The 23,702-nt window shown below is 29.8% G+C and carries 24 protein-coding genes, 1 rRNA gene and 2 riboswitches; of the genes, 21 read left to right on the top strand and 4 right to left on the bottom strand.

Annotated elements, in window-relative coordinates; all coding sequences use genetic code 11:
• The 8 genes from J2Z44_RS17195 to J2Z44_RS17160 form a co-directional block, all read left to right on the top strand.
• A 23S ribosomal RNA gene (locus J2Z44_RS17195) occupies positions 1-90 on the top strand; the annotation flags it as partial.
• A 307-nt stretch (positions 91-397) separates the two neighbouring features.
• Positions 398-961 carry a hypothetical protein gene (locus J2Z44_RS17190; protein ID WP_021282930.1) on the top strand — a complete coding sequence of 188 codons (564 nt, stop codon included), beginning with the start codon at positions 398-400 and terminating at the stop codon, positions 959-961.
• A 459-nt stretch (positions 962-1,420) separates the two neighbouring features.
• On the top strand, positions 1,421-2,086 hold the full coding sequence (locus J2Z44_RS17185) for an HD domain-containing protein (RefSeq protein ID WP_021282929.1): 666 nt from the start codon (positions 1,421-1,423) through the stop codon (positions 2,084-2,086).
• Between the two features lie 122 nt (positions 2,087-2,208).
• The gene (locus J2Z44_RS17180) at positions 2,209-2,658 is read left to right on the top strand and encodes a DUF2383 domain-containing protein (protein WP_021282928.1); all 450 of its coding nucleotides are present in this window, start codon (positions 2,209-2,211) and stop codon (positions 2,656-2,658) included.
• A 133-nt stretch (positions 2,659-2,791) separates the two neighbouring features.
• The gene (gene pdaB / locus J2Z44_RS17175; RefSeq protein WP_152513240.1) at positions 2,792-3,544 is read left to right on the top strand and encodes a polysaccharide deacetylase family sporulation protein PdaB; all 753 of its coding nucleotides are present in this window, start codon (positions 2,792-2,794) and stop codon (positions 3,542-3,544) included.
• 417 nt (positions 3,545-3,961) lie between these two features.
• Positions 3,962-5,260, top strand: coding sequence for a cytochrome c biogenesis protein/redoxin (locus J2Z44_RS17170; RefSeq protein WP_021282926.1), 1,299 nt, complete (start codon positions 3,962-3,964; stop codon positions 5,258-5,260).
• A gap of 47 nt (positions 5,261-5,307) precedes the next feature.
• On the top strand, positions 5,308-5,724 hold the full coding sequence (locus J2Z44_RS17165; RefSeq protein WP_021282925.1) for a winged helix-turn-helix transcriptional regulator: 417 nt from the start codon (positions 5,308-5,310) through the stop codon (positions 5,722-5,724).
• 283 nt (positions 5,725-6,007) lie between these two features.
• Positions 6,008-6,448 carry an MORN repeat-containing protein gene (locus tag J2Z44_RS17160; protein WP_021282924.1) on the top strand — a complete coding sequence of 147 codons (441 nt, stop codon included), beginning with the start codon at positions 6,008-6,010 and terminating at the stop codon, positions 6,446-6,448.
• Between the two features lie 120 nt (positions 6,449-6,568).
• Here the strand turns inward: J2Z44_RS17160 and J2Z44_RS17155 are convergent, their stop codons facing one another.
• Genes J2Z44_RS17155 through J2Z44_RS17145 form a run of 3 tightly spaced genes read right to left on the bottom strand, consistent with a single transcriptional unit; the run spans position 6,569 to position 7,735 of the window.
• Positions 6,569-6,991: a hypothetical protein gene (locus J2Z44_RS17155; RefSeq protein ID WP_021282923.1), complete on the bottom strand. Its 423-nt coding sequence runs from the start codon at positions 6,989-6,991 to the stop codon at positions 6,569-6,571.
• An 11-nt stretch (positions 6,992-7,002) separates the two neighbouring features.
• Positions 7,003-7,386 carry a 4-fold beta flower protein gene (locus tag J2Z44_RS17150; RefSeq protein WP_021282922.1) on the bottom strand — a complete coding sequence of 128 codons (384 nt, stop codon included), beginning with the start codon at positions 7,384-7,386 and terminating at the stop codon, positions 7,003-7,005.
• The gene (locus J2Z44_RS17145; RefSeq protein ID WP_021282921.1) at positions 7,370-7,735 is read right to left on the bottom strand and encodes a hypothetical protein; all 366 of its coding nucleotides are present in this window, start codon (positions 7,733-7,735) and stop codon (positions 7,370-7,372) included. The genes J2Z44_RS17150 and J2Z44_RS17145 overlap by 17 nt, the downstream gene beginning before the upstream one ends.
• A gap of 420 nt (positions 7,736-8,155) precedes the next feature.
• Here J2Z44_RS17145 and J2Z44_RS17140 point away from each other — a divergent pair, with 420 nt between their 5' ends.
• The 10 genes from J2Z44_RS17140 (at position 8,156) to thiE (ending at position 18,454) form a co-directional block, all read left to right on the top strand.
• A complete protein-coding gene (locus J2Z44_RS17140) occupies positions 8,156-8,722 on the top strand; it encodes a DUF5317 family protein (protein WP_021282920.1) in 567 nt (188 codons plus the stop codon).
• On the top strand, positions 8,710-9,159 hold the full coding sequence (locus J2Z44_RS17135; protein ID WP_021282919.1) for a hypothetical protein: 450 nt from the start codon (positions 8,710-8,712) through the stop codon (positions 9,157-9,159). The genes J2Z44_RS17140 and J2Z44_RS17135 overlap by 13 nt, the downstream gene beginning before the upstream one ends.
• Before the next feature lie 19 nt (positions 9,160-9,178).
• The gene (locus J2Z44_RS17130; protein WP_021282918.1) at positions 9,179-9,826 is read left to right on the top strand and encodes an accessory gene regulator ArgB-like protein; all 648 of its coding nucleotides are present in this window, start codon (positions 9,179-9,181) and stop codon (positions 9,824-9,826) included.
• Between the two features lie 10 nt (positions 9,827-9,836).
• On the top strand, positions 9,837-9,971 hold the full coding sequence (locus J2Z44_RS17125) for a cyclic lactone autoinducer peptide (RefSeq protein ID WP_021282917.1): 135 nt from the start codon (positions 9,837-9,839) through the stop codon (positions 9,969-9,971).
• 77 nt (positions 9,972-10,048) lie between these two features.
• Positions 10,049-11,740 carry a diguanylate cyclase gene (locus J2Z44_RS17120; RefSeq protein ID WP_209649869.1) on the top strand — a complete coding sequence of 564 codons (1,692 nt, stop codon included), beginning with the start codon at positions 10,049-10,051 and terminating at the stop codon, positions 11,738-11,740.
• Between the two features lie 413 nt (positions 11,741-12,153).
• Positions 12,154-14,178, top strand: a complete 2,025-nt coding sequence (locus J2Z44_RS17115) for a methyl-accepting chemotaxis protein (protein WP_209649867.1) — start codon at positions 12,154-12,156, stop codon at positions 14,176-14,178.
• A 226-nt stretch (positions 14,179-14,404) separates the two neighbouring features.
• Positions 14,405-14,514, top strand: a riboswitch (TPP riboswitch).
• Between the two features lie 172 nt (positions 14,515-14,686).
• Positions 14,687-15,913, top strand: a complete 1,227-nt coding sequence (cytX, locus tag J2Z44_RS17110) for a putative hydroxymethylpyrimidine transporter CytX (RefSeq protein WP_021284531.1) — start codon at positions 14,687-14,689, stop codon at positions 15,911-15,913.
• A gap of 79 nt (positions 15,914-15,992) precedes the next feature.
• Complete coding sequence (gene thiD, locus J2Z44_RS17105; RefSeq protein ID WP_021284532.1) at positions 15,993-16,799, top strand: bifunctional hydroxymethylpyrimidine kinase/phosphomethylpyrimidine kinase; 807 nt, start codon at positions 15,993-15,995, stop codon at positions 16,797-16,799.
• A 223-nt stretch (positions 16,800-17,022) separates the two neighbouring features.
• Positions 17,023-17,835, top strand: a complete 813-nt coding sequence (gene thiM, locus J2Z44_RS17100) for a hydroxyethylthiazole kinase (protein WP_021284533.1) — start codon at positions 17,023-17,025, stop codon at positions 17,833-17,835.
• The gene (gene thiE / locus J2Z44_RS17095; RefSeq protein WP_209649865.1) at positions 17,828-18,454 is read left to right on the top strand and encodes a thiamine phosphate synthase; all 627 of its coding nucleotides are present in this window, start codon (positions 17,828-17,830) and stop codon (positions 18,452-18,454) included. The genes thiM and thiE overlap by 8 nt, the downstream gene beginning before the upstream one ends.
• 23 nt (positions 18,455-18,477) lie before the next feature.
• Here thiE and J2Z44_RS17090 read toward each other — a convergent pair whose 3' ends face one another.
• Positions 18,478-19,146: a TVP38/TMEM64 family protein gene (locus J2Z44_RS17090; protein ID WP_021284535.1), complete on the bottom strand. Its 669-nt coding sequence runs from the start codon at positions 19,144-19,146 to the stop codon at positions 18,478-18,480.
• Between the two features lie 531 nt (positions 19,147-19,677).
• On the opposite strand from J2Z44_RS17090, the gene rpsD reads away from it, so the two are divergent.
• The 3 genes from rpsD to J2Z44_RS17075 all read left to right on the top strand — a co-directional run bounded on the left by rpsD (position 19,678) and on the right by J2Z44_RS17075 (position 23,605).
• Entirely contained in the window at positions 19,678-20,256 is a 579-nt protein-coding gene (gene rpsD, locus J2Z44_RS17085; RefSeq protein WP_021284536.1) for a 30S ribosomal protein S4, read from the top strand.
• 263 nt (positions 20,257-20,519) lie between these two features.
• Positions 20,520-20,691, top strand: a riboswitch (Lysine riboswitch).
• 104 nt (positions 20,692-20,795) lie between these two features.
• A complete protein-coding gene (gene lysA, locus J2Z44_RS17080; protein ID WP_021284537.1) occupies positions 20,796-22,097 on the top strand; it encodes a diaminopimelate decarboxylase in 1,302 nt (433 codons plus the stop codon).
• 302 nt (positions 22,098-22,399) lie between these two features.
• Positions 22,400-23,605, top strand: a complete 1,206-nt coding sequence (locus tag J2Z44_RS17075) for an aspartate kinase (protein ID WP_209649863.1) — start codon at positions 22,400-22,402, stop codon at positions 23,603-23,605.
• Positions 23,606-23,702 lie beyond the last annotated feature (97 nt).

Genomic DNA, 23,702 nt, shown 5'->3' with positions numbered 1-23,702 from the left:
TCCTGAAAGAACATCAGGTTGATAGGTTAGGGGTGTAAGCATGGTAACATGTTTAGCTGACTAATACTAATAAGTCGAGGGCTTGACCTAAGACAAATTTCACTGTGCAATTTTGAAAGAACAATTATTTTAATATGTAAAAACACTAAGTTGATACTTAGTGTTTTATTTTTTTTATAGTATAGGGATAAATGGTCTTGTTTTAATTTAGATGTATATGGTAATTTCCCTATTAATTAATAGATGGGGTGGAATATAGTTAATTATGCTATAGGTGTCATTATTTATAGAATAAAGTAATAAATTAAACTACTAAACATGATAATTTTTTAATACATATGGTAATCACTTTTCAGAAGCCTCCATATAATGAAATATTAATATATGGAGGCGGTCTATGTACAAAAATGCTTTTAGTAACTTATATTGGGGTTTTTTCTTTACAATGCTAGACTTTAGAATAGGCCATTTTGACATACTACCTGATATAATTGGGTATGTACTGTTTTTTATTGGTCTAAGTACTTTAGCATATACGAATGATTACTTTAGAAAAGCTAAAACTCTAAGTATACCTATGATAATTCTATCTATACCTGCTATATATGAGAATCAAATATCTTTTAATAGTGTAAACTTTGGAACTATGTTAGGATTTAGTCTAATCATAGGCATAGCATCTTTGATAATAGGCATTCTAATAGTATATGATATTCTACAAGGGGTTAGAGAGTTAGCTACACATAATGGAGTAAGAGAAATTGCATTTGAAGCGGAAGATAGATGGGTTCAATTTATTTGGCTACAAGTAGCAGGTGTTGGAACTTTTCTAATAATTTTCATTCCGTTCATAAATCTTATTTACGCTATTGCATTATTAATCGCTGCTATAATTTTAACTGTTAATATTCTAAAATTGATGAAAAAGTGTGGGGAACAATTAGAATCTATAAGTTTATAGTATAAGGGTAACGTTATAATTATAATAGCAACATTAACAAAATGTATTAACTTTGATGTGAGCAATGGTAAAGCAAATAGTTTTATCATTGTTCATTTTTTATATAAATATAAATATAAATACAAACTTTAACTTAGTGTTAAGTTTAAAGATAACTATAATTTATATAAGGATCTGTTATTCTTTAAGAAATAAATTGTTATGAAAGTTTGCTTTCTCATAGAATTCCGAGCTAGACCTAAATTCTTATTAATTAGAATAATAATTTATAAGCTAAAACCTAAAAAGCAATAATGCTTTTTAGGTTTTTATTTTACCTTTGTTGAAAAATTAAAATTGAACTATAATTTTTATAAATAAGGAATTTTATAATGATATTTAGAAAAAATAATACTGTGTTTGAAATTAAATGTAAAGACGATTATTTCAGTAATTTTAAAACAGTAGAGGAGTGAACGTATGACATTAGTAACTTATGAAGATATTAGAAATAATGAAGAGTTTAGAACTTATATAGAGATGGGAGATAAACATTTAGGAGTTTTGGGATATACAAAGCATGATTTTGGACATGTGGGAAAAGTAGCAGATACAGCATCAAAAATACTTGAGGAACTAGGGTATAGTAGGAGAGAAGTAGAACTAGCCAAAATAGCAGGCTACATACATGATATTGGAAATATGGTTAACAGAGATGAACATGCCCAAACAGGAGCCTGCCTTAGTTTTAACATTCTAAATAGGTTAGGCATGGATCCACAAGAAATAGCCCTAGTAGTATCTGCAGTTGGTAATCATGATGAAGGTACGGGAAATCCAATTAATCCAATTTCAGCAGCATTAATTCTTGGTGATAAAGCCGACGTTAGAAGATCAAGAGTAAGAAACAATGATTTTGCAACTTTTGATATTCATGATAGGGTTAATTATGCAGTTGAAAAAGCTGTTGTAACAGTGGACGGAGAAGAGCGTACTGTTCAGTTGGACTTAGTAATAGATACAACTATTTGCTCAATTATGGAGTATTTTGAGATATTTATAAATCGTATGATTCTTTGTAGAAAGGCTGCAGACTTCCTTTATAGTGAATTTCAACTCACAATAAATGGAGCAAAAATTGTATAGTTTAATAGAGAAAATTTAGTTAGTATAATTAGTAAAGTTATGAAAGTATTATAATTTAAACAGTTAAAAAATATAGCATAATTGATTAAATTAAGGTTAAAAATAAATTGAGGTGATATTAAATGGAAAACAACAAAGATATAAATAGTACAAATAAATTCTTAAGAGGAATACATATGGGTGGTGCAACTTTTAAGGATTATTTAGAGAAAGCAGAAGATAAAGAACTTAAAGATGAACTAGTACATGTTATTGAGTCTTTTAAAACTCATGAAGAAGCCATTACAAATAGAATTGAAAAAATGGGTGGCAATGCTGTAGATACACTAGGAGTGATGGGAACTATGGCAGAGTTTTTTGAAAAAGTAAAACTTATGCCAGTAAATACTGACTTAGAAGTTTGTGAAAGAGCTATAAAAGCTATGGAGATGGGAATATATCAAGGAAATAAGTTTATAGATGAAAATAAGGAATTAGATCATAGCATAATGAAGGAAGTTAAAGGTGTAGTTAAAGACTATGATAATCATCTAAGACATATTGAAAAAATTATGGAGAAGTATAAACATTAAACTAAGTTCATTCTTTATCTCAGAATGAATAGGAGATGATGATGCGGAGATGGAAACCAAAAACTACAGAAAAATACCAAAAAAGATAACAAATATTACAATCAAAGTTATAATATTGCAACTTATATTTACAATGTTTATTAACTATGAGGCTAAGGCAATAGAAGGCAAATGCGGAAACTACAATATACTTAAGCTTACAGAATTACAAAATAAGGATTATGATATTCAAAAGGAAGCCATATATAGGGTGGATACTGAAAATAAAAAAATATCTTTTACTTTTGATGTAAACTGGGCAGATGAGGAATATCTTTACAAAATTCTAGATATTCTTGACAAATATAATGTAAAGGCAACCTTTTTTGTGATGGGAAGATGGATAGTTTATCCTGAAAATGAGAATATTGATAAATTGAAGGAAATCTATAAAAGAGGTCATGAAATTGGTAATCATAGTTATAGTCATGCAGATTTCAAGACTATAAATGAGCAGAAAATGATTAAAGAGATTAAGGAGGCAGAAAAGGTAATTAAGGAAACCATAGGTGTCAAAACAGAACTATTTAGATTCCCAAGTGGCCACTATAATCAAAATGGAGTAAAGGTAGCAAATTCATTAGGGTATAAATCAATTCAATGGGATGTTGATAGTATTGATTGGAAACAACTAGGCTTAGAGAGGGAATATTCAAGAGTGATAAATCACGTTAAACCTGGATCTATAGTATTATTTCATAACAATGGAAAATATACCCCAGATAATTTAAACAGGCTTATACCAGAACTTCAAGGCAAAGGTTATGAATTTGTGCCTGTTGGTCAATTAATATATAAGGATGGATTTTATATTGATAACGAGGGAGTACAAAGGTTAAAGAATTGATGAAAAATGAATTTTAGATCAAGCATTTAAGGACTAACACATAAAGATGAGTTAGTCCTTTTTGGTTTAGAAGATTAAAGTCTCTAATTTAAACAATAGTGAGTGATTATTAGTATTTAGCACTCTCAATTTATAAAGAATTATCAGTAAATTAAGCGGCTTAAAAGAATTTATAAATATAAGAATTTTATTGGGAAGAATAATATATAACTTTTGTGTGAGTTGGATTAATAATATTAGCTGTAATGTAAAATTCTCAGTATAATATTACTCTTATTACTTTTAAATTGTCAAATCAAAGATATAGTGCAGAAAAGAAAATACAAAATTAAAAGTAACTTTATAATGTAAAGTTACTTTATTTATTATAGCAATTAGTATATAATTAGACTTAATAATTGTATAGGAGGCTGTTAAATGGAAACATCAAAATTGATTTTAGTTTTTATAGAAGGATTATTATCATTCTTATCTCCCTGCATAGTTCCTTTGCTACCAGTTTATATTAGTATTTTATCTAATAGCACTACGGTAGTTTTAAAAGAAGAGAGGAGAAGTTTTATAAGGACTCAATTATTTAAAAATACGATTTTATTTATTATGGGTATTTCATCTACTTTCTTTATTCTAGGTGCATCAATCAACGCGTTAAGTGATGTTTTTATATCAAATAAAGAAGATATAATAAGAATTGGTGGAGTTTTGGTAATTCTAATGGGCTTATTCTATATGGGCTACTTAAATATCCCTATGTTACAAAGCGAGAAAAGATTTGCAATTAAAACTGAAAATATGAAGCCTATTACTGCATATATTTTAGGCCTTACCTTTAGTTTTGGATGGACTCCTTGTGTGGGGCCAATGCTTGCATCAGTAATTATTATGGCCTCAAGTTCTGAAAATTCCCTATCAGGCAATTTGATGATTTTTGTGTACACATTAGGGTTTACCGTACCTTTTATTGTTCTCGGAGCTTTTTATACTACTATGACTAAGTATTTAAATATTGTGAAGCTACATATGAATGAACTAAAGAAGATTGGTGGGCTTATCCTTATAATATCTGGTATTATAATGGTATTAGGAGGAGCAGATAAAGTAAGAGGATATATATATAACATGACTACAGATATTACAAAGATAGAAGAAAGCAATAGCAAAGATTTAGATAATAAAGATCAAAGAGCTGTTGTTGAGAATAACTTACCTAATAATCAACAAGATAAAGAATCAGTGCAAAATGAGGACTATAATGACAATGGAGAGGTAGGAAAGGACCCACTTCTTGCTCCAGACTTTACTTTAAAGGATCAATATGGTAAGATTCATACTTTAAGTGAATATAAAGGAAAAATTGTATTCCTAAATTTTTGGGCTACTTGGTGTCCACCTTGTCGTGAAGAAATGCCCAATATAGAGGAAATATATAAGAAAAATAATAGTAATGAAAATGAGTTAGTTATACTTGGAGTTGCAATGCCTAATATTGGCAGAGAAGGATCTGTGAATAATATAAAAGCATTTCTAAAAGATAAAGAGTATACATTCCCTGTAGTTTTCGATGAAGATGGCAAGTTAATGAATGATTATTTCATAAATGCTTTTCCAACAACTTATATCATAGGAAAAGATGGCAGAATAGTAAACTTTATACCAGGCGCTATGGATAAAGAAGTTATGGAGGCAATTATTAAAGAAGCTATGGGAAGTAAATAGTTTTAGTTTTAATAAGTAAAAAGTTAATTAGTATAGGAGAGAAAAAAATGAGCGGGAACTATGATTTTAATTGTAATTTAGCACAAACTCTAAATATTGTAGAGGATAAATGGACTCTACTAGTTTTGCATAGAATATTTAATGGGAAAAACACCTATAAAGGCCTGCAGGATGCTTTAGCTCCCATACCTACCAATATACTATCCAAGAGAATAAAGACTTTGGAAGAAAATGGGCTAATTAAGGCGCAATTGTATAGTGAACATCCACCAAGATATGAATATATTCTTACTGAAAAAGGAATGGATTTTAGACATGTATTTAATGCCATTATTATTTGGTCAAATAAATATTTAGATGGATGCAATAAAAATGTAAAACATGAAAAGTGTGAAGCTAATGTGGAAATTAAGTATTATTGTAAAAGCTGTAATGAACTAGTAGAAGACATAACTATAAAGTAATTATATTTTTAATTATTCAGATTAATAAGACTATAGTTTGAACTTAGGCTATGGATAATAACACATCATTTCTTTTAAGTCTTTCCCAAAATAGCTTATAATAGGTATCATAAGCTTATTCAAACCTATGCTGTATAACTTTTAATAAAGTGAAAATAATAACCAAAAGGATTCAAAATTCAATTTCTATGTGAGAAGTACATATGATTGACAAGAAGTATTTGGGAATATATAATGAAAGTGAAAATCAAAATCAATTATTTTGAGTAAAGGTGGCTGAACAATGGAAATTAAAAAGTTTGGGAAAAATAATATAGATGGAATTAAAATTAATGTAAAAACACCAGAGCACATTCATGGTGGAAAATACGTTGGAGAAAAATTAAATGGTAAAGCTCATGGAGAAGGAACTTATTTTTATGAAGATGGAAGTAAGTATGTAGGACAATGGAAAGAAGACATGATGGATGGAGATGGAATCTTTACCTGGAGTAATGGCGAAAAGTATATTGGTACTTGGAGTAAGGATTTAAAAAATGGATATGGAATTTATACATGGCCAGATGGAGAAAGTTATGTTGGAAATTGGAAAGAGGATTTAAAACAGGGAGAAGGAATATATACCTGGTCTGATGGAGGTAAATACATAGGTCAGTATAAGGATGATGTAGAAACAGGTCATGGTATTTATATAGAACCAAATGGGACAGTTCATGTTCAATAAGGAAAGTAAAGTTTTGGTTTAAAAATACAATATATAATTTAAGTAATATTATTTGATAGAAATAATAAAACATTTTAATAAACAGAAGTTGACTATTTGCCATCTTCTGTTTATTTTTTATTAGTTTTCACTTTTATTTTTATCCTTATCATTATCCTTTGATTTATCTTTATTTTTAGAGGTGCACTTGCAACAGTTTCTATTTAAATCATCCTCAGGAACATCATCAAAATTAGGAATAAGTATTCTAGTATAACTGTTAACTAAAGCTATTGTAGTTGCTTTTTTTATTTTCAATTCTACTTCATCAATGCCTCTAGCCCTTATATAAATAATAAGTATATCTTCCTGGTCTGTATTTCTTACAGTAATGAAGCCTCTGTCATCAAGATAATAAAGAGCTGCAATTATTTCACATCTTCTTTCTTTAGGAATTCTATACTCCTGTCTTTGAATATTCCTATAATTGCAGACACAAAATAAAAATTCATAAAGCTCAAATAGTAATTGCAGCCTAAGCAAATCTCTTTCTATTTGAAGCATTCTATAAGCACCTACCTTTGATTAAGCCATTGATTAAAAGATAATGTAGACCACTCTCCTATTGGCTCAGGTGCAAACCCTGGGTTTAGGGGTATCCCTTCAATTAAAGGAGGTGCTGGCATGAGAGGTAAACCAACATTAAGAGGCTCTTCCATAGGATTTAGAGTTCCAATTACAGGGCCACTAGTACTCCACGCTACAATTTTACCATCTCTATCAAGTAAATTAGTGCCGCGTAGTTCACCAATCCATTTCTGAGTCTTAACAGCCCAAACATAATTATTAAAGATATAGGCAACCCATTTCAGGTTTCTATCAAAAACATAGGAACGGTCTTCAAGCCATCCAACAAAGTTTGCATTTTTATCATATAAAGGATCAAGTACTAGAGCCATTAGTTACATCACCACTTTCTTTTTTATTTTCATTTACTGGTATTAATAGTCCATCAAACAAAGTTGAAATAACCAGTTGCCCAGCATCTATTAAGTAATCTTCAATTTCTTCTATTCCACGACCTAGAATATATGCAGATACAGTTTTATCCTTTTCAATATTAAAGAAAATCCACCGCTGATAATTAAGGAAAAAAAGTGCAGCGATTATCTCAATTCTGCAATCTTCTGGAACTACATAATCAATGCTTACACAAACTTCATAACCATAGGTAAAAAAGTCTCTATATAGTTGAAAGAGTAAACTATATCTAAGCAATCTACGCTTTTCTAATGTTATCAAATCCATAAAACACCTCTGGAATTATAGAGTTCATATAATATGTATATATTTTAGTTGTAATTATGTGCCAACTTGTAATCAATAATTGTTAAGAGAAAAATACTTTTTAGTATAAACGCTAAAAGCAGTTGTAAGTTCTATTGTGTAAGGTGAAAAAGGAGAAATATATAATAATCAAGTATTTATGAGAAATTTCAGGGACAAACTATGGAATTAAATAATATTACTGATATAATAGAGTAGGCGATAAATAAGCTTATATAGTAAATTTACAGACATATAAACTTACTATATAGTTTAACTAATAGATGAAATATAACCTTAAAACTATAAGGTTATCAATGAATTTTGTAAGGAAACTTAATTAATTATTGTTGAAAAATAAGTAGTAATGATTGATTCGATATATGATAGGAGAAGAAGTTTATGCTGGAAACTATATTACTTACATTGTTATTTGCAAAGATTAAAGGTTACAAAATTAATGTATTATTTAAGTCTTGGGAAGTATACCCGATAATAATATTAGAGTTGATATATATGTTAATGCAAATTTCTGTGTTTAAGGGATATTATGGTTATATAAAGTACAGTGGAGTTTTTAAAACACTCTATCTTTCTGCGTTTCTATTTTTAATATTAAAGTATAAACAATATATTCCGGCTATAGTTGGATCAATTTGCATTTTTATCGGAAGCATTTTAAATAATATTGCAATTGGTTCAAATAATGGAAAGATGCCAGTATTTCCTAATATATCGTATTACACTGGTTATGTCAGTGAAGAGGCATTTTTGAAAGCTAATGATATACATATATTAGGAAATGAAACTACTAGACTAAAGTATTTAACAGATATATTTGATTTAGGATATAGTGTTATCAGTATTGGCGATGTTTTCATAAGACTTTTTGTTGCAATTGTTATATATAGTTCTATAAAATATGCTAATAGGCCTAAAGATAGGAGATATAAGTCGTGGATAAATTAACGTTTATAGAATTTTTTTTTAGAGGATTGCCAGAATCATTTTTATTTATTTTAGCTGCTTATGCATTTTCTAAAACCTCGCTAAATCACAAAAATTATATATTTTCTAGTATTATTCTTGCAATAGCGGGATTTATAACTAGAGCTCTTCCTATTCATTATGGGGTGCATATCATACTTAACCTATTTATATTTATTATATTGGCACATAATGTTAATAAAATAGATTTGGTTAAATCTATAACTATTGCTATAATTACTGTAGTGATTCAGTGTATTTCTGAACTAATCAATATTATTATTATCCAATTTGTTTTCAAGCAAGATTTGAATTATGTACTTAGTATTCCAAAACTTAAGATTCTATATGGAATGCCTTCCTTGTTTATTTTTGCAATAGTTATAGTTACTAGTTATAAATTTACCAGTAATAAATGATAAGTAAGGAAGGGATGTAATGGAAAAGCTATGTAATAAAATTGCTGAAAAAATTGCCATTGAACTTAATTTTGATAGAAATAAAAAAGAAGTAATTGCATATGGTATGTTTGCCTTGTTTCAAATGATTTTATCTATAGTTTTAGTAGCTTTATTTGGTGTCTTATTTAATGTATTAATTAAGGCCTTAATCATATCATTTACTGTCAGCATATTAAGAAAGTATTCAGGTGGAGCACATGCAAGTTCTTCTATTTCATGTATATTTCTCGGAACATTAATATGTATTGGACAGGCTATTTTGGTGAAATTTCTGGGAAATCAGCAAGTTGCATTAAATTTTATGATTCTGTCTGGAGCTATAATATTTGCATGGAGTTATTTTATAGTTTATAAATTTGCTCCAGTAGATAGTCCAGCTAAACCTATAAAGAATAAAGATAAAAGACAACGGATGAGAAAGGGCTCTATAATAATTTTAAGTGCCTATGTAGTTATAGTAATTATAAATCTTGTTATGTATTATTTCATTAGAAATAGTATTGTTATAAACTACTGTTTATCTATATATATAGGAGTACTGTGGCAAGTATTAACTATAACCACTTACGGTAATACATTTGTAACTAAGTTAGAGCTACTTTTTAATCATATATTAAAGTTTTAGGAGGATAAAAATGAAGAAGTTAAATAAGAAGTTTTTAGGATTAATAGCTACAATCACAACTCTTATGGCTGCTTTAGTAGCAAATTCTGCATGTAATTGGTACTTATATCAACCAGAAGAACCAGAATGTTTAAGAGAAAACTAATATGAAATCGGATTGAATCCGATTTCATATTAGTTAAGAAGTGTTATGCTTAATAAAGTTGATGAGGTATGACAAAAATGAAAAGACTTGAGGAACTAAAGCAAAAGAAAATACATGAAATAATATCTATAGTAAAGTTAACGTCTCTTTTGTTTTCAGCGATTGCGCTACTTACATATTTCTTTGGTGAAAAAAATAGAACATTTGCAATGCCTAATACATATTTCACATTAATATCTTCTATTACTATAATGTTATTGTTGACTTCAATATATACGATTTGGGCATTTTCAACAACTAAAAAATATAATTATAAGCACATGAGAATTATAAAGACGATAGAAAATGGAGCGTTTATTTTTATTTTCTGTATAGCTATTCTTATAACAGGAGGACACACTAGTAGTTATAAATTTTTATTTTTATTTATAATAATAACTACAACTATACAAGAGGGCATGAAGCAAGGTTTAATAACAGCGATAATTTCATCATGTATTATATTAACTATAGATTTAATAGGTGGAAGTAGTACCAATGTAAATCAGTATTTCGAAAATGATTTAATAATAGTAGGAGTATTTATACTAACAGCTTGGCCTTTGGGTTTTTACGTTAAGATTGAAAAGAGTCATATAGAGCAGTTAATAAATCAGGCTAATGTAGATGGACTTACAGGATTATATAATCATAGGTATTTTCATGAAAATTTAAGAGAGAAAATGATATTATCGGAAAAAGAAAACCAGCCTATTTCGATGATAATAATGGATATAGATTACTTTAAATATTATAATGATCTTTATGGACACCAAAAGGGTGATGAAGCTCTAAAGCGTATAGGAACTTTATTAAAAGAGATTGCTAGAGAAAAAGACGTTGTAGCAAGATATGGTGGAGAAGAATTTTCAATAATATTACCTAATACAGACGAGGCAGAAGTAATTCGAATTGGTGAACATATAAGAAAAAAGATAGAAACTACATATTTTGAGGGGGAAGAGAACTTACCTAATGGAAAACTTACAGTTTCTGTTGGGATATCGGTTTTCCCTGATAAAGCTAAAAGTGATGTCGAACTAATAAAGAGTGCAGATGATGCATTGTATAGAGCTAAATTTTTCAATAAAAATAGAGTGGAGATATACACATCTATATTAGATGAGTTAAAACAGGATATTGAGGAAAAGCACATTGATTTAGTAACCTCTATAAAAACTCTAATAAGTGTTATTAATGCCAAAGATAAATACACCTATGGACATGTTGAAAGAGTGGTGGTTTATTCTAGATTATTAGCAGAAAAATTAAATCTAAATGAGGATGATAAAAAGGCACTTATATATGGTGCATATATGCATGATATAGGTAAAATTAACATTTCAGAAGATATTTTAAATAAGAAAATGCCTCTAAATAATGAAGAGTGGAATATATTGAAGCAGCATTCTTCTAATGGGGTACAGATAATTAGACCTGTAGAATCTTTGAAATATCTTTCTCCCCTTATACTGCATCATCATGAAAGATATGATGGTAAAGGCTATCCACATAATCTTAAGGGTGAGGAAATTCCTTATTTAGCAAGAATACTTACAGTAGTTGATAGCTTTGATGCTATGACGTCAAATAGACCTTATAATAAAAGAAAAACCTATGAAGAAGGGATAGAAGAACTAAAAAAGTGTAGTGGAACTCAGTTTGATCCTGTTATTGTTCAAGAATTTTCAAAAGTTATTTTAGAGAATAAAGACAGCTTAGGTAAGTAGCTTTGTTAGTCTAAATTTATTGCCTTAAGCTAATCCAATAAATTTTTAAGTCTTTAAATTTTTGTTGAAATAAGAGCTAAAACTCAAATAGTATACTTGTTTTTTCTAAAAGATTTAAAATCACTACTGGATAATATTGAAATTAAAGACACTTAAGACATTATAATAAGTTCTAGTAGTAGTGGTGAAATTAAAGTAACTTTCATTAATATTATTTGCAAGCATAAAGCACCAAAAAACTTGAAAGAGTTTTTTAGTGCTTTTTAATTTATTAAGAATTAAGTTAATATATATGAAATTAAATGGCGAAATGTGTTATAATATGAAAAATATAGTCTAGATTTGTCGTACGATATTTAGTATAATTACTTAATGCAAACATTTCAATATACAACTGTAAGGGGGAAGCTACAATGAGCTTTATACAAAATAAGTCTGTAAAGTTTAAAGTACTTACTATACCATTAATAAGTATTTTAATCTCTATCCTAGCGATAACAGGAGGAGTTATTTCTATTACTAGGCAAAGAATTATGAACCAATTAAAAGAAGATGGATTTATAGTTGCAAATCAAGCTGCTATGCAGGTAGAAATGAACAGTGATGCTTTAGATATTATCAACTCTAGCGTGGAAGGCGATATTAGAAGTATAGGAAAGTTTTTAGACCAAAATAATGCAATCATAAATAATGAGTATTTAACTTATATTGCAAAGGAATTTGAGGTTGACGAAATAAATATTACCGATGAGAAAGGTAAGATTATATTTTCCAATCTTCAAAGTAGTCTAGGACAAGTTTTTAAAAGTGATCATATTAGTCAAAGTGTACTAAAAGGCGAGAAATCTGAGTTAATGGAGAATATTAGAAAGAGTAATGAAACTAACGATTATTATAAGTATGGGTATGTAAGGGGAAAGAATGGTGGATTTATTCAAGTTGGCATATTAGCTAATAAAATACAAAAATTTAATGATAGTGTTGGCTACCAAAGTTTAGTTACAAACATAAAAAAAGGTGAAAATGTAGTATACGCACTTTTTATAGATAAAAACTTGAAGGCGGTTGCTCACTCTGAAACGGATAGAATAGGTATAATTCTTGATGATTTAGGAAGCAAAACTGCAGCGGTAGAGGGAAAGCCTTATTCATCTACATTTTTTTATGAAAAGGAAAAAGTAAATGTTTATGATGTTTTAGTTCCAGTAAAAAAAGATGGACAACTAATTGGAGCAATAGATATAGGTTTTTCATTAAAGAATATTGAAGCTACTATAAAAACAACAATTTTTATAGTTTGTGGAATAAGTATTTTAGCCTTCGTAATTATATCAATAGTGTTAACTTTAATTGCAAATAATGTAATTAAGCCTCTTAAGGGATTGGTTAATTCTTCTAAGGAAGTTGCAAATGGAGAACTTTATCATGAAATTGAAGCTGAAAGAAAAGATGAAGTAGGAGAACTGGCAAAGAGCTTTAAAGATATGATAATTAATTTAAGAGAAGTTATTACAAGTATACAAGGAAAATCTAATGCAGCTGATGAGATGGCTGCTCATCTTACTAATGCATCTAATCAGCTTAGTACAGCATCAAATGAAGTAACCTGTGCGATTCAACATGTGGCAGAAGGGGCTTCTGACCAAGCAAATGATTTAATGTATGTTTTAGATCAAATGGCAGTTTTGGGTAGTGAAATAGATGAAATTCATGAAAAAATGGATTTAGTTAAAGATAATGTAAGTAGCGCTGAATGTAAAGCTAATGGAGGAAAAGAAAATATAGATTTAATTTTAGGTTCCTTTACAAATATTAGTATAGGATTTAAATCAGTTAATGATAAGGTAAATGCTTTAGCAGCTACTATTTCACAAATTGGTAATATTACTGAAGTTATAAACAGTATATCAGACCAGACGAATTTGTTAGCTTTAAATGCTGCCATAGAAGCAGCAAGAGCTGGAGAAATGGGAAGAGGTTTCGCTGTAGTAGCTGATGAAGTTAGAAAGCTTGCTCAGGAATCAAGAGGGTCAACAGAACAAATTAAGAAGCTTGTTTTATCCATTACAAAAGAAACTGAAGCAGTGATTAGTACTTCAGACGAAGTAGGAGATCTACTAAGTAACCAAATACAATCAGTAGAGCAGACAATTGGGTCTTTCAAAGATATACTTGAAGCAGTATCCAATATAACTCCTTTAATTGGAAACACCTATGAATCTATTGAGAGTACATTAAACTCTAAAAATATAGTTGTAGAAAAAATTTCTTCAGTTTCTGCAGTAGCTCAGGAAATGTCTGCTTCTTCAGAGGAAATTTCTGCATCTTCAGAAGAAATGTTAGCTAGTGCACAGGAAGTTTCACAATTTGCAGTTCAATTAAATGATATTGCAGTTGAATTAAATCATAAGGTTAGCGAATTTAAATTAGAGAAATAAACTGCTGTATTAAAGCCTTTAGAAGATTTAGTTATTCATATCACCTTATTCGTTCAAAGAATAAGGTGATATTTACATTTTCAATATGCTTTAACAATATTAATCAATATATTCAATAATATTTGATTTATTTAAAAAAATATATATGTTATTAATAATTATTATATATCTGTAAAAGGATTGTACCAAACATAAGTAAGTTATGGTATAATGTAGCTGAAAAACTAAATATAACTAGGGGGGCCAGATAGGCTGGCTGAGATTAAGAACCTTAATTCTTTGACCCTTTAACCTGATCTAGGTAATACTAGCGTAGGGAAGTTGCGTGGTGGAGCTATCTTTTAGCTTACCGTAAATTATTTAAAAGTAATTTTAGCATAAACCTATGGGTTTATGCTTTTTTTATTTTAAAGCACTACCCAGTTTATAAGAAAGATGGAACTTTTCTCCTGGTAAATATTCTTGAAAAGGTTATAAATAATCAATTACTTATAAGGAGGATTTATTTATGAAAGAGCCGGAGTTAAAACTAAGTAGTTTATCATTTTTCACTTTATGGTTTGGTGCTGCAATTTCAATTGCTGAAATTTTTAGTGGAGGGCTTATTGCACCTCTAGGGTTTAGAAAAGGAATATTAGCTATACTAATTGGACATTTCCTTGGAACGATTATCTTTGTACTTGGAGGAATTATTGGAAGCAAAGAAAAAATGTCAGCTATAAACTCAACAGAGAGCTCTTTTGGAGTATATGGGCGAAAATTATTTGGAATTTTAAATGTACTTCAACTAGTAGGCTGGACTGCAGTTATGATTAAATCTGCGGCAGTATCTTTAAATGCAATTTCGGTAGAACTATGGAAGTTTAACAATATTATATTATGGGCAATATTTATTGCTTTTTTAGTAATGCTTTGGATATGGTATGGAAATAAGGGAATTAAGTATATTAATGCAACAGCAGTAATTTTACTCTTAGGACTTATGGTACTTGTTGCCTTTATCACTTTTAAGAATCCAAATGAACTAAACAAGACTGTAGAAGGGGTAATATCTTTCGGTGGTGCGGTTGAAATTTCGGCAGTAATGCCCCTATCCTGGTTGCCTCTTGCTGCTGATTACACAAGACAAGGTACTAATGCTAAAAGAGATGCTATTGGAAGTTTTTTTGGATATTTCTTAGGTAGCTCATTTATGTATGCCATTGGATTAGGGGCTTCTATAGCTATTGGAAACTCAGATCCCGGTGCAATTTTATTAGGGGTTAACTTAGGGATTGTTGCTTTAGGGGTGGTAACCTTATCTACTGTTACTACAACATTTTTAGATGCTTATTCTGCAGGGGTATCCTTTATGAGCATTACTGATAGGTTTAAGGAAAAGAATGTAGCTCTTATAATGACTATTATTGGCTTAATCTTAGCACTGTTTTTCCCTATAGAAACCTATGAAAGCTTTTTATACGCTATAGGTTCAGTATTTGCACCACTATTTTCAGTAGTGTTAACTGATTATTTCATTTTAAAAAGAAAGTCTAAAACCCTATCGAATATTGATTTATTATCTATACTGCATTGGGTATTAGGAGTAATTCTTTATTATACCTTTGTAAAAATAGAATTCATTTTAGGGGCTACAGTACCAGTAATGATAATAATATCTATGATTTATATTGCAAATAGAAAGATATTTGGGTTAAAGGTTTCAGAAACTCATAAAGAGAGTCCTATGAATTAAAAAGAAAAGTAGAAATTAAAAATAAAGCATTATATGGAATAGACATTTACAAGAGTTATAAATCAAGAGGAGGATATTTATGAAAAACTTACTAACTATAGCTGGGTCAGATTCCTGTGGAGGAGCTGGAATTCAAGCGGATTTAAAGACCTTTTCTGCTCATGGGGTTTACGGCATGAGTGTAATTACTGCAATAACAGCTCAAAATACCCAGGGAGTTTTTGCAGTTCAGGATATAAGCTCTGACATAATTGAAGCACAACTTGATGCAATATTTAAGGATATAGAAGTTCATGGAGTTAAAATAGGAATGGTTTCGCAAATAGAAACTATTAAGTCAATAGCGAAGAAAATAAGACAGTATAATCCACCTAATGTGGTAGTTGATCCAGTTATGATTTCGAAAAGTGGTTATGATCTATTAAACCCAGAAGCTAAGGCCACTTTAATAAAAGAATTAGTGCCACTCGCAGATTTAATAACTCCAAATATTCCTGAAGCAGAAGCTATAATAAGAAATAAGATTAATACTATTGAAGATATGAAAAAAGCAGCTAAAGAAGTTTGTAGCATGGGAGTTAAAAACGTACTAATTAAGGGAGGACATCTACCAGATAGAGCTGTTGACGTACTTTATGATGGCAAGGACTTTACTTTTTATGAAGTGGAAAGAGTAAATACTAAAAATACTCATGGTACTGGCTGTACCCTTTCTTCTTCTATTGCTTCAAATTTAGGAAAAGGATTAGAGATAAAAACAGCTATAAATAAGTCTAAGGAATATATAACTATAGCTATTAAGCACTCAATAGAGCTAGGAAAAGGTGTTGGACCAACGAACCATTTTTATTCTTTATATGAAAAGGCAGGTATGCTAGAAGATTAATTTAGTTATACCTTGAGAGAGTAATTATAAATCAAAGAAATTACATTTTAAAAATTAAGTGGATTAAGACTTAGGATCAGTTTAATGATAATCTTTGTCTTTACACCTTGATTTTAAAAAGTATCTTGAAAAATTTAAGTTGAATTAAAGTGTTAAAAATGCTGCATACTTGATAGCTTAAAAGTACTTATATACTAAAAATAAGTTTAAAGGGGAGTTTGAAATGGAGTTAATAAGTAAAATAATTGAGAACTTAAAAGAAGTTAAAGGTAAAAGTCCCTTAGTGCATCATATAACGAATTATGTTACTGTTAATGACTGTGCTAATATTGTTCTTGCCCTAGGAGGTTCTCCAGTCATGGCTGATGATATTAAAGAAGTAGAAGAAATGGTTTCTTTTGCTTCATCTTTAGTTATTAATATTGGAACTTTAAATGAAAGAACCATTAGTTCTATGATTAAAGCTGGAATCAAGGCTAATGAATTAAATATTCCAGTAATTCTTGATCCTGTAGGAGTTGGTGCAACAGGATTAAGAACTGAAGCTATAAAAATACTATTAGAAAAGATTAAGTTTGCAGTGATAAGAGGGAATATGTCAGAAATTAAAATCATAGCTGGGATGGATGTAAAGATTAAAGGAGTTGATTCCACAGCTAGTGATGAAGATGCACTTGATATAGCTAAAAACTTAGCTAATAAGTTAAATACAGTGGTTGCAATAACAGGAGCAAGAGATGTAATTACAGATGGAAGTAGACATTGCTTAGTTGATAATGGACACAAAATTTTATCTATGGTTACAGGAACTGGATGTATGAGCACATCCTTAATTGGAGCTTATGTTGGAACTACAAATGATTATTTACAAGCTGCTGTAGCAGGAATTGTTACAATGGGGATTGCGGGAGAAAAGGCATATGAATCTTTGGCACAAGGGGAAGGTATAGGAACCTTTAAAGTAAGACTTTTTGATAATATATATAATTTCTGCGAAGAGGATTTAAAAGTGAGGGGGAAGGTTATTTATGAATAAAATCGATGTGACCCTTTATGCAGTCACAGATAGAGGGATTTTAGGGGAGAGGGATTTGTTTTCTAGTGTAGAGGAAGCAATTAAAGGAGGAGCCACGGTAATTCAACTTAGAGAAAAGAATATATCCACTCTAAGCTTTCATAACATAGCTAAAAAATTAAAAGAGATAACTCATAAATATAGAGTTCCATTAATAATAAACGATAGGATAGATATAGCTCTAAGTAGTGAAGCTGATGGACTTCATATTGGACAAGATGATATGCCTTTAGAAATCGCAAGAAAAATTATAGGTAAAGATAAAATAATAGGGGTATCTGTTAGGACTTTAGAGCAGGCATTACTTGCAGAGAATAATGGGGCTGATTATTTAGGGGTTGGGGCAATTTATCCAACAGGCTCAAAGGAAGACGCTACCTTAGTAGGATTAGAAGCTCTTAAATCAATTAAGGAAAATGTAAAGATCCCAGTAGTTGCTATTGGTGGAATAAAGGAAGATAATTGCAAGGAAGTTATAAAAGCTAAGGCAGATGGAATTGCCGTAATTTCAGCTATCTTTGGAGAAGATGATATTCGAATGGCATCTAAGAAGCTTCAAGAATTAATTTTGGACAAGTAGAAATAAGGTTATAGTTAAGGATATTAAAGTCCTTTACTATAACCTTTTTGTGCTTTAACCTTATTCCAAGATTTTATACTATATAGAGTAATTAATAAGGTTCCTATAAGAAGGAGTACTATTATAGGTAAAGGCATCTGAAAGCTATAGCCCAAAAAGCTATAAATAAGTACCCAAGGTACGTGAGTAATAAGAACTATAGTCACATATTTAAAAAATGAAATATCTAAGGTGGAAAGCATCATACAGAGCAAATCACCAGGGGCTAAAGGACAAAGAAGCCCTACAGTAAAGACCTTTGTTCCATTATTGCTAAGTAGTTGGTGAAGATTTGGATTTTTTTTCATCAACCAAGATTTTAATTTATCAGCAAACAGATATCTTCCAATAAAAAATACTATAATTAAGCTGGTAGTATATGCTATTAGAGAGTATAGTGCAGCTTGAAGTGGAGAAAAAATTAAACCACCTAAAACACAAAATACTGAACCAGGGATACCCATGAAAATTCTTACAATAGAAAGAAACATGAAAGTTAATAAAATCGAGTCAGGGTTGCTAAGAACAACTTTTTTCAAACTTTGCAAGTCATTGGGGATTAAGTTAAATTTGTATAAAGTTACAAGTACAATTAGATAAATAAAGAGAAAGACAATTTTGTAGTTAATTCTAAGTTTCCATAGTTTAATCATAAAATTAAGCTCCTTGCTTATAAGTGAGATTCTAGTTTTAGATTAGTTATTTTGTATATGTAAAATCTATATAGTTTCCTTTATAGAAAGCATATTGTTGTTATAAAGTTTTTATAACTATTTTTAGCTATATCTCTCCATCAATTATATAGTGAATTATGACTTAAGTCACTATGAATAATTACTTTAGCATATATAAATTGATATTCAAATTTTTATAATATGGTTATAGACTAGGGTTTTATAAAAAATAACAGTGTAATTATGACTTTTACTTAATTAAAAGTCATAGTAGTTGGAGGTAAAACTTTTATTTTACATTTAACAAGTAGAAATAGCATTTATCTGTAAGATATGAAGAAATAAGTATAGAAAATGTTAATAAATAATTAATGATAATTATTATCAGTTGCATTTTAAAATCAAAATGTTATAATTTAATTACGGCTGACTGGCGCCAAATTATTACCGCAAAAATAGTTAGAGTTACAAAAATATTTTGCTGACTCTAGAAAAGTAGGAGGAAATAATATGGCGAAATATATGGGACCTAGATTTAAGGTAGCAAGACGTCTAGGTGTTAATGTATTTAATCACCCTAAAGCATTAAATAGGGGTGTGAAGAAACAAAAGCTTTCTGAGTATGGAGAACAATTACTTGAAAAGCAGAAATTAAAGGCATACTATGGTGTGCTAGAAAAACAATTCAAAAAAGTAGTTTTTGATGCAATTAAATCAAAGTCAAAGACTGAAGATGTATTAATTCAAAGTCTTGAAAGAAGGTTAGATAACTTAGTTTATAGACTAGGTTTTGCATCAACCTTAAGACAAGGAAGACAAATGGTGAACCATGGACATATTTTAGTAAATGGTGAAAAAGTTGATATTCCTTCCTATAAGGTTAGTGTAGGAGACATAATTACATTGAAAGAAAAGTCTAAGAAGACTTCTATGTTTGTAACTAATTTCACAGACACCATGATTTCAGCACCTTATTTGGAGAAGAATGTTGAAGCATTCTCAGGAAAATTAATAAGACTTCCAAGCAGTGAAGAAGTCCCAGTGGAAGTAAAGTATTCTAAGATTATAGAGTTTTATTCTAAAAATTAGTAAATTTATGTGGTACCTCAAAATTTGAGGTGCCTTTTTATTAACTCAAGTTAAATGCATATACTTATAATAATAGAAGAACCATGAGAATTGCATTGAGATAAATTTTAAAGTTATAAATTAAAAGTTAAATTTAAGAAAAATCTAATTGTTAGGAGATTTGATAAATTATACATATAGAAAGTATATTGACTTCATGGATTAATTTTGATATACTCACTTCAATGCTTAAACAGCAGTTAAAACAAAATAGCGTATAAACAATATGATATAGAGGCCGCGAATTGTCAATAGTAACATATACCGTGAAGGTATATGTGAAAGGGGCGTTCGCCGAAGTTCTTAACATAAAAGTTATGAATTGGGATTATACTGAATAAGTATAATACTGTCTTTAGAGAATTGCCCAATTTTCTAAAGGAGTGCTTATCATATTGGGGCAAAAGGATTATTGTTATTTATAACAGTCATGAGGCCTTTTGCTCATGGCTGTTTTTGTTTTTCCAAAATAACTAATTAATAAAAAAGGGGAGAGTCCTATGAAATTATTTGGAACTGCAAGTGTAAATAACAAAGGAAATCTAGAAATAGGTAAATGTGATGTAGCTGATTTAGTAAATAAATTTGGTACGCCACTTTATTTAGTTGATGAAGAGTTAATTAGAAATAATTGTAGACTATTTAAAAGTAGCTTTAGTAATAGTGACATTGAAACTGAAGTTATATATGCATCAAAAGCATTTTTAAATTTAGCTATGTGTAAGATTATCCATGAAGAAGGGGTATCTTTAGACGTAGTATCTGGAGGAGAGTTGTATACAGCAATTAAAGCAAAGTTTCCTCCTAATAAAATCTATATGCATGGAAACAATAAGACGATGGATGAACTTACTCTTGCTATTAAGGCTCAGGTTGGAAGAATTGTTGTGGATAATCTTCAAGAATTATATTTAATTGAAAGATTGTGCAAGGAGTTAAAATCGAAAGCTGAAGTGTTATTAAGGGTTAATCCAGGAATTGAGGCTCATACTCATGAATATATTCAAACCTCAACTAATGATTCAAAGTTTGGAATTTCTATATTTCAAGAGGAAATATGCCAAATAATAAATGAGTTTCAGAGTAGCGATAATGTGACTTTAAAAGGATTCCATTGTCATATTGGATCCCAGATTTTTGAGGAAACCTCATTTTATGGTGCAGTTTCAGTAATGTTGCAATTTCTGGGGAAAGTAGCTAATGAATGTGATTTTATTACTGAGGAATTAAATTTAGGCGGGGGCTTTGGAGTATATTACTCCCAAGATGATACCCCAGTTGATATTGCCAATTGCCTTCAGAATATGATTGATATAATTAAAAAGAATGCAAAAAAACTTGATATTAAACTTCCAAAGATAATGATAGAACCAGGGAGAGCAATAGTTGCTAATGCTGGAACTACTATTTATAGCATTGGTGGAACTAAGAAAACCTATGGAGGGAAAAATTTTATTTTTGTTGATGGTGGTATGACAGATAATCCAAGAACTGCGTTGTATGATGCCAAATATGAAGCTGTTATTGTAAACAAGGTTAACTATGAAAATAAAGAGACTTACACTGTGGCAGGAAAGTGTTGTGAATCTGGAGATGTAATAATAAAAAGCATTGAACTGCCAATAGCAGAGCCAGAGGATATTTTAGCTGTATTTAGTACAGGGGCTTACAATTATAGTATGTCAAGTAATTATAATAGAATTCCTAGACCAGCAGTAGTTTTTGCAAAGGATGGAGAGGCTAAATTAGCTGTAAAAAGGGAGAATTATGAAGATATATTAAGAAACGATGTTGAATTCTAAAAATAAATGAAAGTTAGGAGAAACAACTTCAATTATAATTAATTCATGATGAGAAGTTGTTTCTTTAAAAGACATAAGAATAGTAAAAAACATATAAAATGCAAATGGTATGTTTACTTTAAAGTGTGAACATATCAATGAAGCCAAGAGATTTTACTTATTTATGCAAAAATACAAGAATATAAGACATACAAATTTAAAATAAAGTTAAGTATTTTAAATATCAAATAGGATAAACATTTTAACTTTCAATGGTAATTATATGTATACAAGATATTTAGGATCAACTAGGAGGAGTAACAATGGCTATTGTTGTACAGAAATATGGAGGAACTTCTGTAGGAACTACAGATAGAATAAAGGCAGTTGCAGAAAGAGTAATTAAGAGAAAAAAAGCTGGTGATGAGGTTGTAGTAGTAGTTTCTGCTATGGGTAAAGCAACAGACCACCTTATTAATATGGCAAAAGAGATATCACCTAATCCTAACAAAAGGGAATTAGATATGCTGTTAGCTACAGGGGAGCAGGTTTCAATTGCTTTGCTTTCAATGGCTTTTCAACAGTATGGTTTTGATTCTATTTCATTAACAGGGTTACAAGCAGGAATAAAAACAACTGGAGTGCATACAAAAAATACAATTACAGATATAGATATTGATACAGTAAAGAGCTATTTAGATGCAGGGAAAATAGTAGTTGTAGCTGGATTTCAAGGGGTAAATGAGAATGGCGATATTACTACCTTGGGAAGGGGTGGTTCAGACACTACCGCAGTAGCTTTAGCAGCCAAATTGAACTGCATTTGTGAAATTTATACTGATGTAGATGGAATCTACAGTGTAGACCCACGAGTATATCCTTTAGCGAAAAAAATAGAGAATATAAGTTATGAAGAGATGATGGAGATGGCAAGCTTAGGGGCTGGAGTCATGGAGACAAGGGCTGTTGAAATAGGATGTAAGTATAATATACCTATCTATGTAGCTTTAAGTAGTGAAGAAAAAAGAGGCACTTATATAAAGGAGTATGATGAAACTATGGAAGAAAAAGCAATTACAGGGCTTACAATAAATGATGATATTTTAATGGTAACAATAAACAATGTGTTACATAAATCTAAAAATGTATCAATTATATTTAATAAATTAGCAAACCACCATATAAATATTGATATGATAAGTCAAACTGCACCTTTACATGACTATGTTAATGTATCCTTTACAGCTAATTTAGAAGATGAACAAGCCATTGATGAAGTGACTCGAGAGCTAACCGATGAAATGCCAGGTATTGAAATATGCAAGGATTCTAATGTGGCAAAGGTATCCGTAGTGGGAATAGGAATGAAAAAACAATCTGGAGTTGCAGGCACTGTTTTTAATATTTTTTCCGATAATGAAATTGAATTTAAGCAAGTAACCACATCTGAAATTAGTATTTCCTACACCATAGATTCAAGAGATACTAATAAGGCGGCTTTAGTATTAGCAAAAGGGTTAAACCTATAACTAGGTTTAGTGAAATAGATTTATTCCAATACAATTTATTTATGGAATATTATTGACTTTAATGGAAATTAGTACTAAAATTGTATTGTATAGAGTA

This window comes from Clostridium punense, assembly GCF_017874425.1.
GTDB classification, from domain to species: domain Bacteria; phylum Bacillota; class Clostridia; order Clostridiales; family Clostridiaceae; genus Clostridium_J; species Clostridium_J punense.
Note: the sequence above shows the minus strand (reverse complement) of the source record. Positions and strands in the feature narration are given on the sequence as shown.

Excerpts from the sequence above, each read along its gene's own strand:
- J2Z44_RS17125 (WP_021282917.1), top strand. The coding sequence starts at position 9,837 with ATGAAGAAGTTAAATAAGAAGTTTTTAGGATTAATAGCTACAATCACA.
- J2Z44_RS17165 (WP_021282925.1), top strand. The coding sequence starts at position 5,308 with ATGAGCGGGAACTATGATTTTAATTGTAATTTAGCACAAACTCTAAAT.
- thiE (WP_209649865.1), top strand. The coding sequence starts at position 17,828 with ATGAATAAAATCGATGTGACCCTTTATGCAGTCACAGATAGAGGGATT.
- pdaB (WP_152513240.1), top strand. The coding sequence starts at position 2,792 with ATGTTTATTAACTATGAGGCTAAGGCAATAGAAGGCAAATGCGGAAAC.
- J2Z44_RS17190 (WP_021282930.1), top strand. The coding sequence starts at position 398 with ATGTACAAAAATGCTTTTAGTAACTTATATTGGGGTTTTTTCTTTACA.
- J2Z44_RS17160 (WP_021282924.1), top strand. The coding sequence starts at position 6,008 with ATGGAAATTAAAAAGTTTGGGAAAAATAATATAGATGGAATTAAAATT.
- rpsD (WP_021284536.1), top strand. The coding sequence starts at position 19,678 with ATGGCGAAATATATGGGACCTAGATTTAAGGTAGCAAGACGTCTAGGT.
- J2Z44_RS17075 (WP_209649863.1), top strand. The coding sequence starts at position 22,400 with ATGGCTATTGTTGTACAGAAATATGGAGGAACTTCTGTAGGAACTACA.
- J2Z44_RS17170 (WP_021282926.1), top strand. The coding sequence starts at position 3,962 with ATGGAAACATCAAAATTGATTTTAGTTTTTATAGAAGGATTATTATCA.
- lysA (WP_021284537.1), top strand. The coding sequence starts at position 20,796 with ATGAAATTATTTGGAACTGCAAGTGTAAATAACAAAGGAAATCTAGAA.
- J2Z44_RS17120 (WP_209649869.1), top strand. The coding sequence starts at position 10,049 with ATGAAAAGACTTGAGGAACTAAAGCAAAAGAAAATACATGAAATAATA.
- J2Z44_RS17145 (WP_021282921.1), bottom strand. The coding sequence starts at position 7,735 with ATGGATTTGATAACATTAGAAAAGCGTAGATTGCTTAGATATAGTTTA.
- cytX (WP_021284531.1), top strand. The coding sequence starts at position 14,687 with ATGAAAGAGCCGGAGTTAAAACTAAGTAGTTTATCATTTTTCACTTTA.
- J2Z44_RS17140 (WP_021282920.1), top strand. The coding sequence starts at position 8,156 with ATGCTGGAAACTATATTACTTACATTGTTATTTGCAAAGATTAAAGGT.
- J2Z44_RS17090 (WP_021284535.1), bottom strand. The coding sequence starts at position 19,146 with ATGATTAAACTATGGAAACTTAGAATTAACTACAAAATTGTCTTTCTC.
- thiD (WP_021284532.1), top strand. The coding sequence starts at position 15,993 with ATGAAAAACTTACTAACTATAGCTGGGTCAGATTCCTGTGGAGGAGCT.
- J2Z44_RS17115 (WP_209649867.1), top strand. The coding sequence starts at position 12,154 with ATGAGCTTTATACAAAATAAGTCTGTAAAGTTTAAAGTACTTACTATA.
- J2Z44_RS17185 (WP_021282929.1), top strand. The coding sequence starts at position 1,421 with ATGACATTAGTAACTTATGAAGATATTAGAAATAATGAAGAGTTTAGA.
- J2Z44_RS17180 (WP_021282928.1), top strand. The coding sequence starts at position 2,209 with ATGGAAAACAACAAAGATATAAATAGTACAAATAAATTCTTAAGAGGA.
- J2Z44_RS17155 (WP_021282923.1), bottom strand. The coding sequence starts at position 6,991 with ATGCTTCAAATAGAAAGAGATTTGCTTAGGCTGCAATTACTATTTGAG.
- J2Z44_RS17130 (WP_021282918.1), top strand. The coding sequence starts at position 9,179 with ATGGAAAAGCTATGTAATAAAATTGCTGAAAAAATTGCCATTGAACTT.
- thiM (WP_021284533.1), top strand. The coding sequence starts at position 17,023 with ATGGAGTTAATAAGTAAAATAATTGAGAACTTAAAAGAAGTTAAAGGT.
- J2Z44_RS17150 (WP_021282922.1), bottom strand. The coding sequence starts at position 7,386 with ATGGCTCTAGTACTTGATCCTTTATATGATAAAAATGCAAACTTTGTT.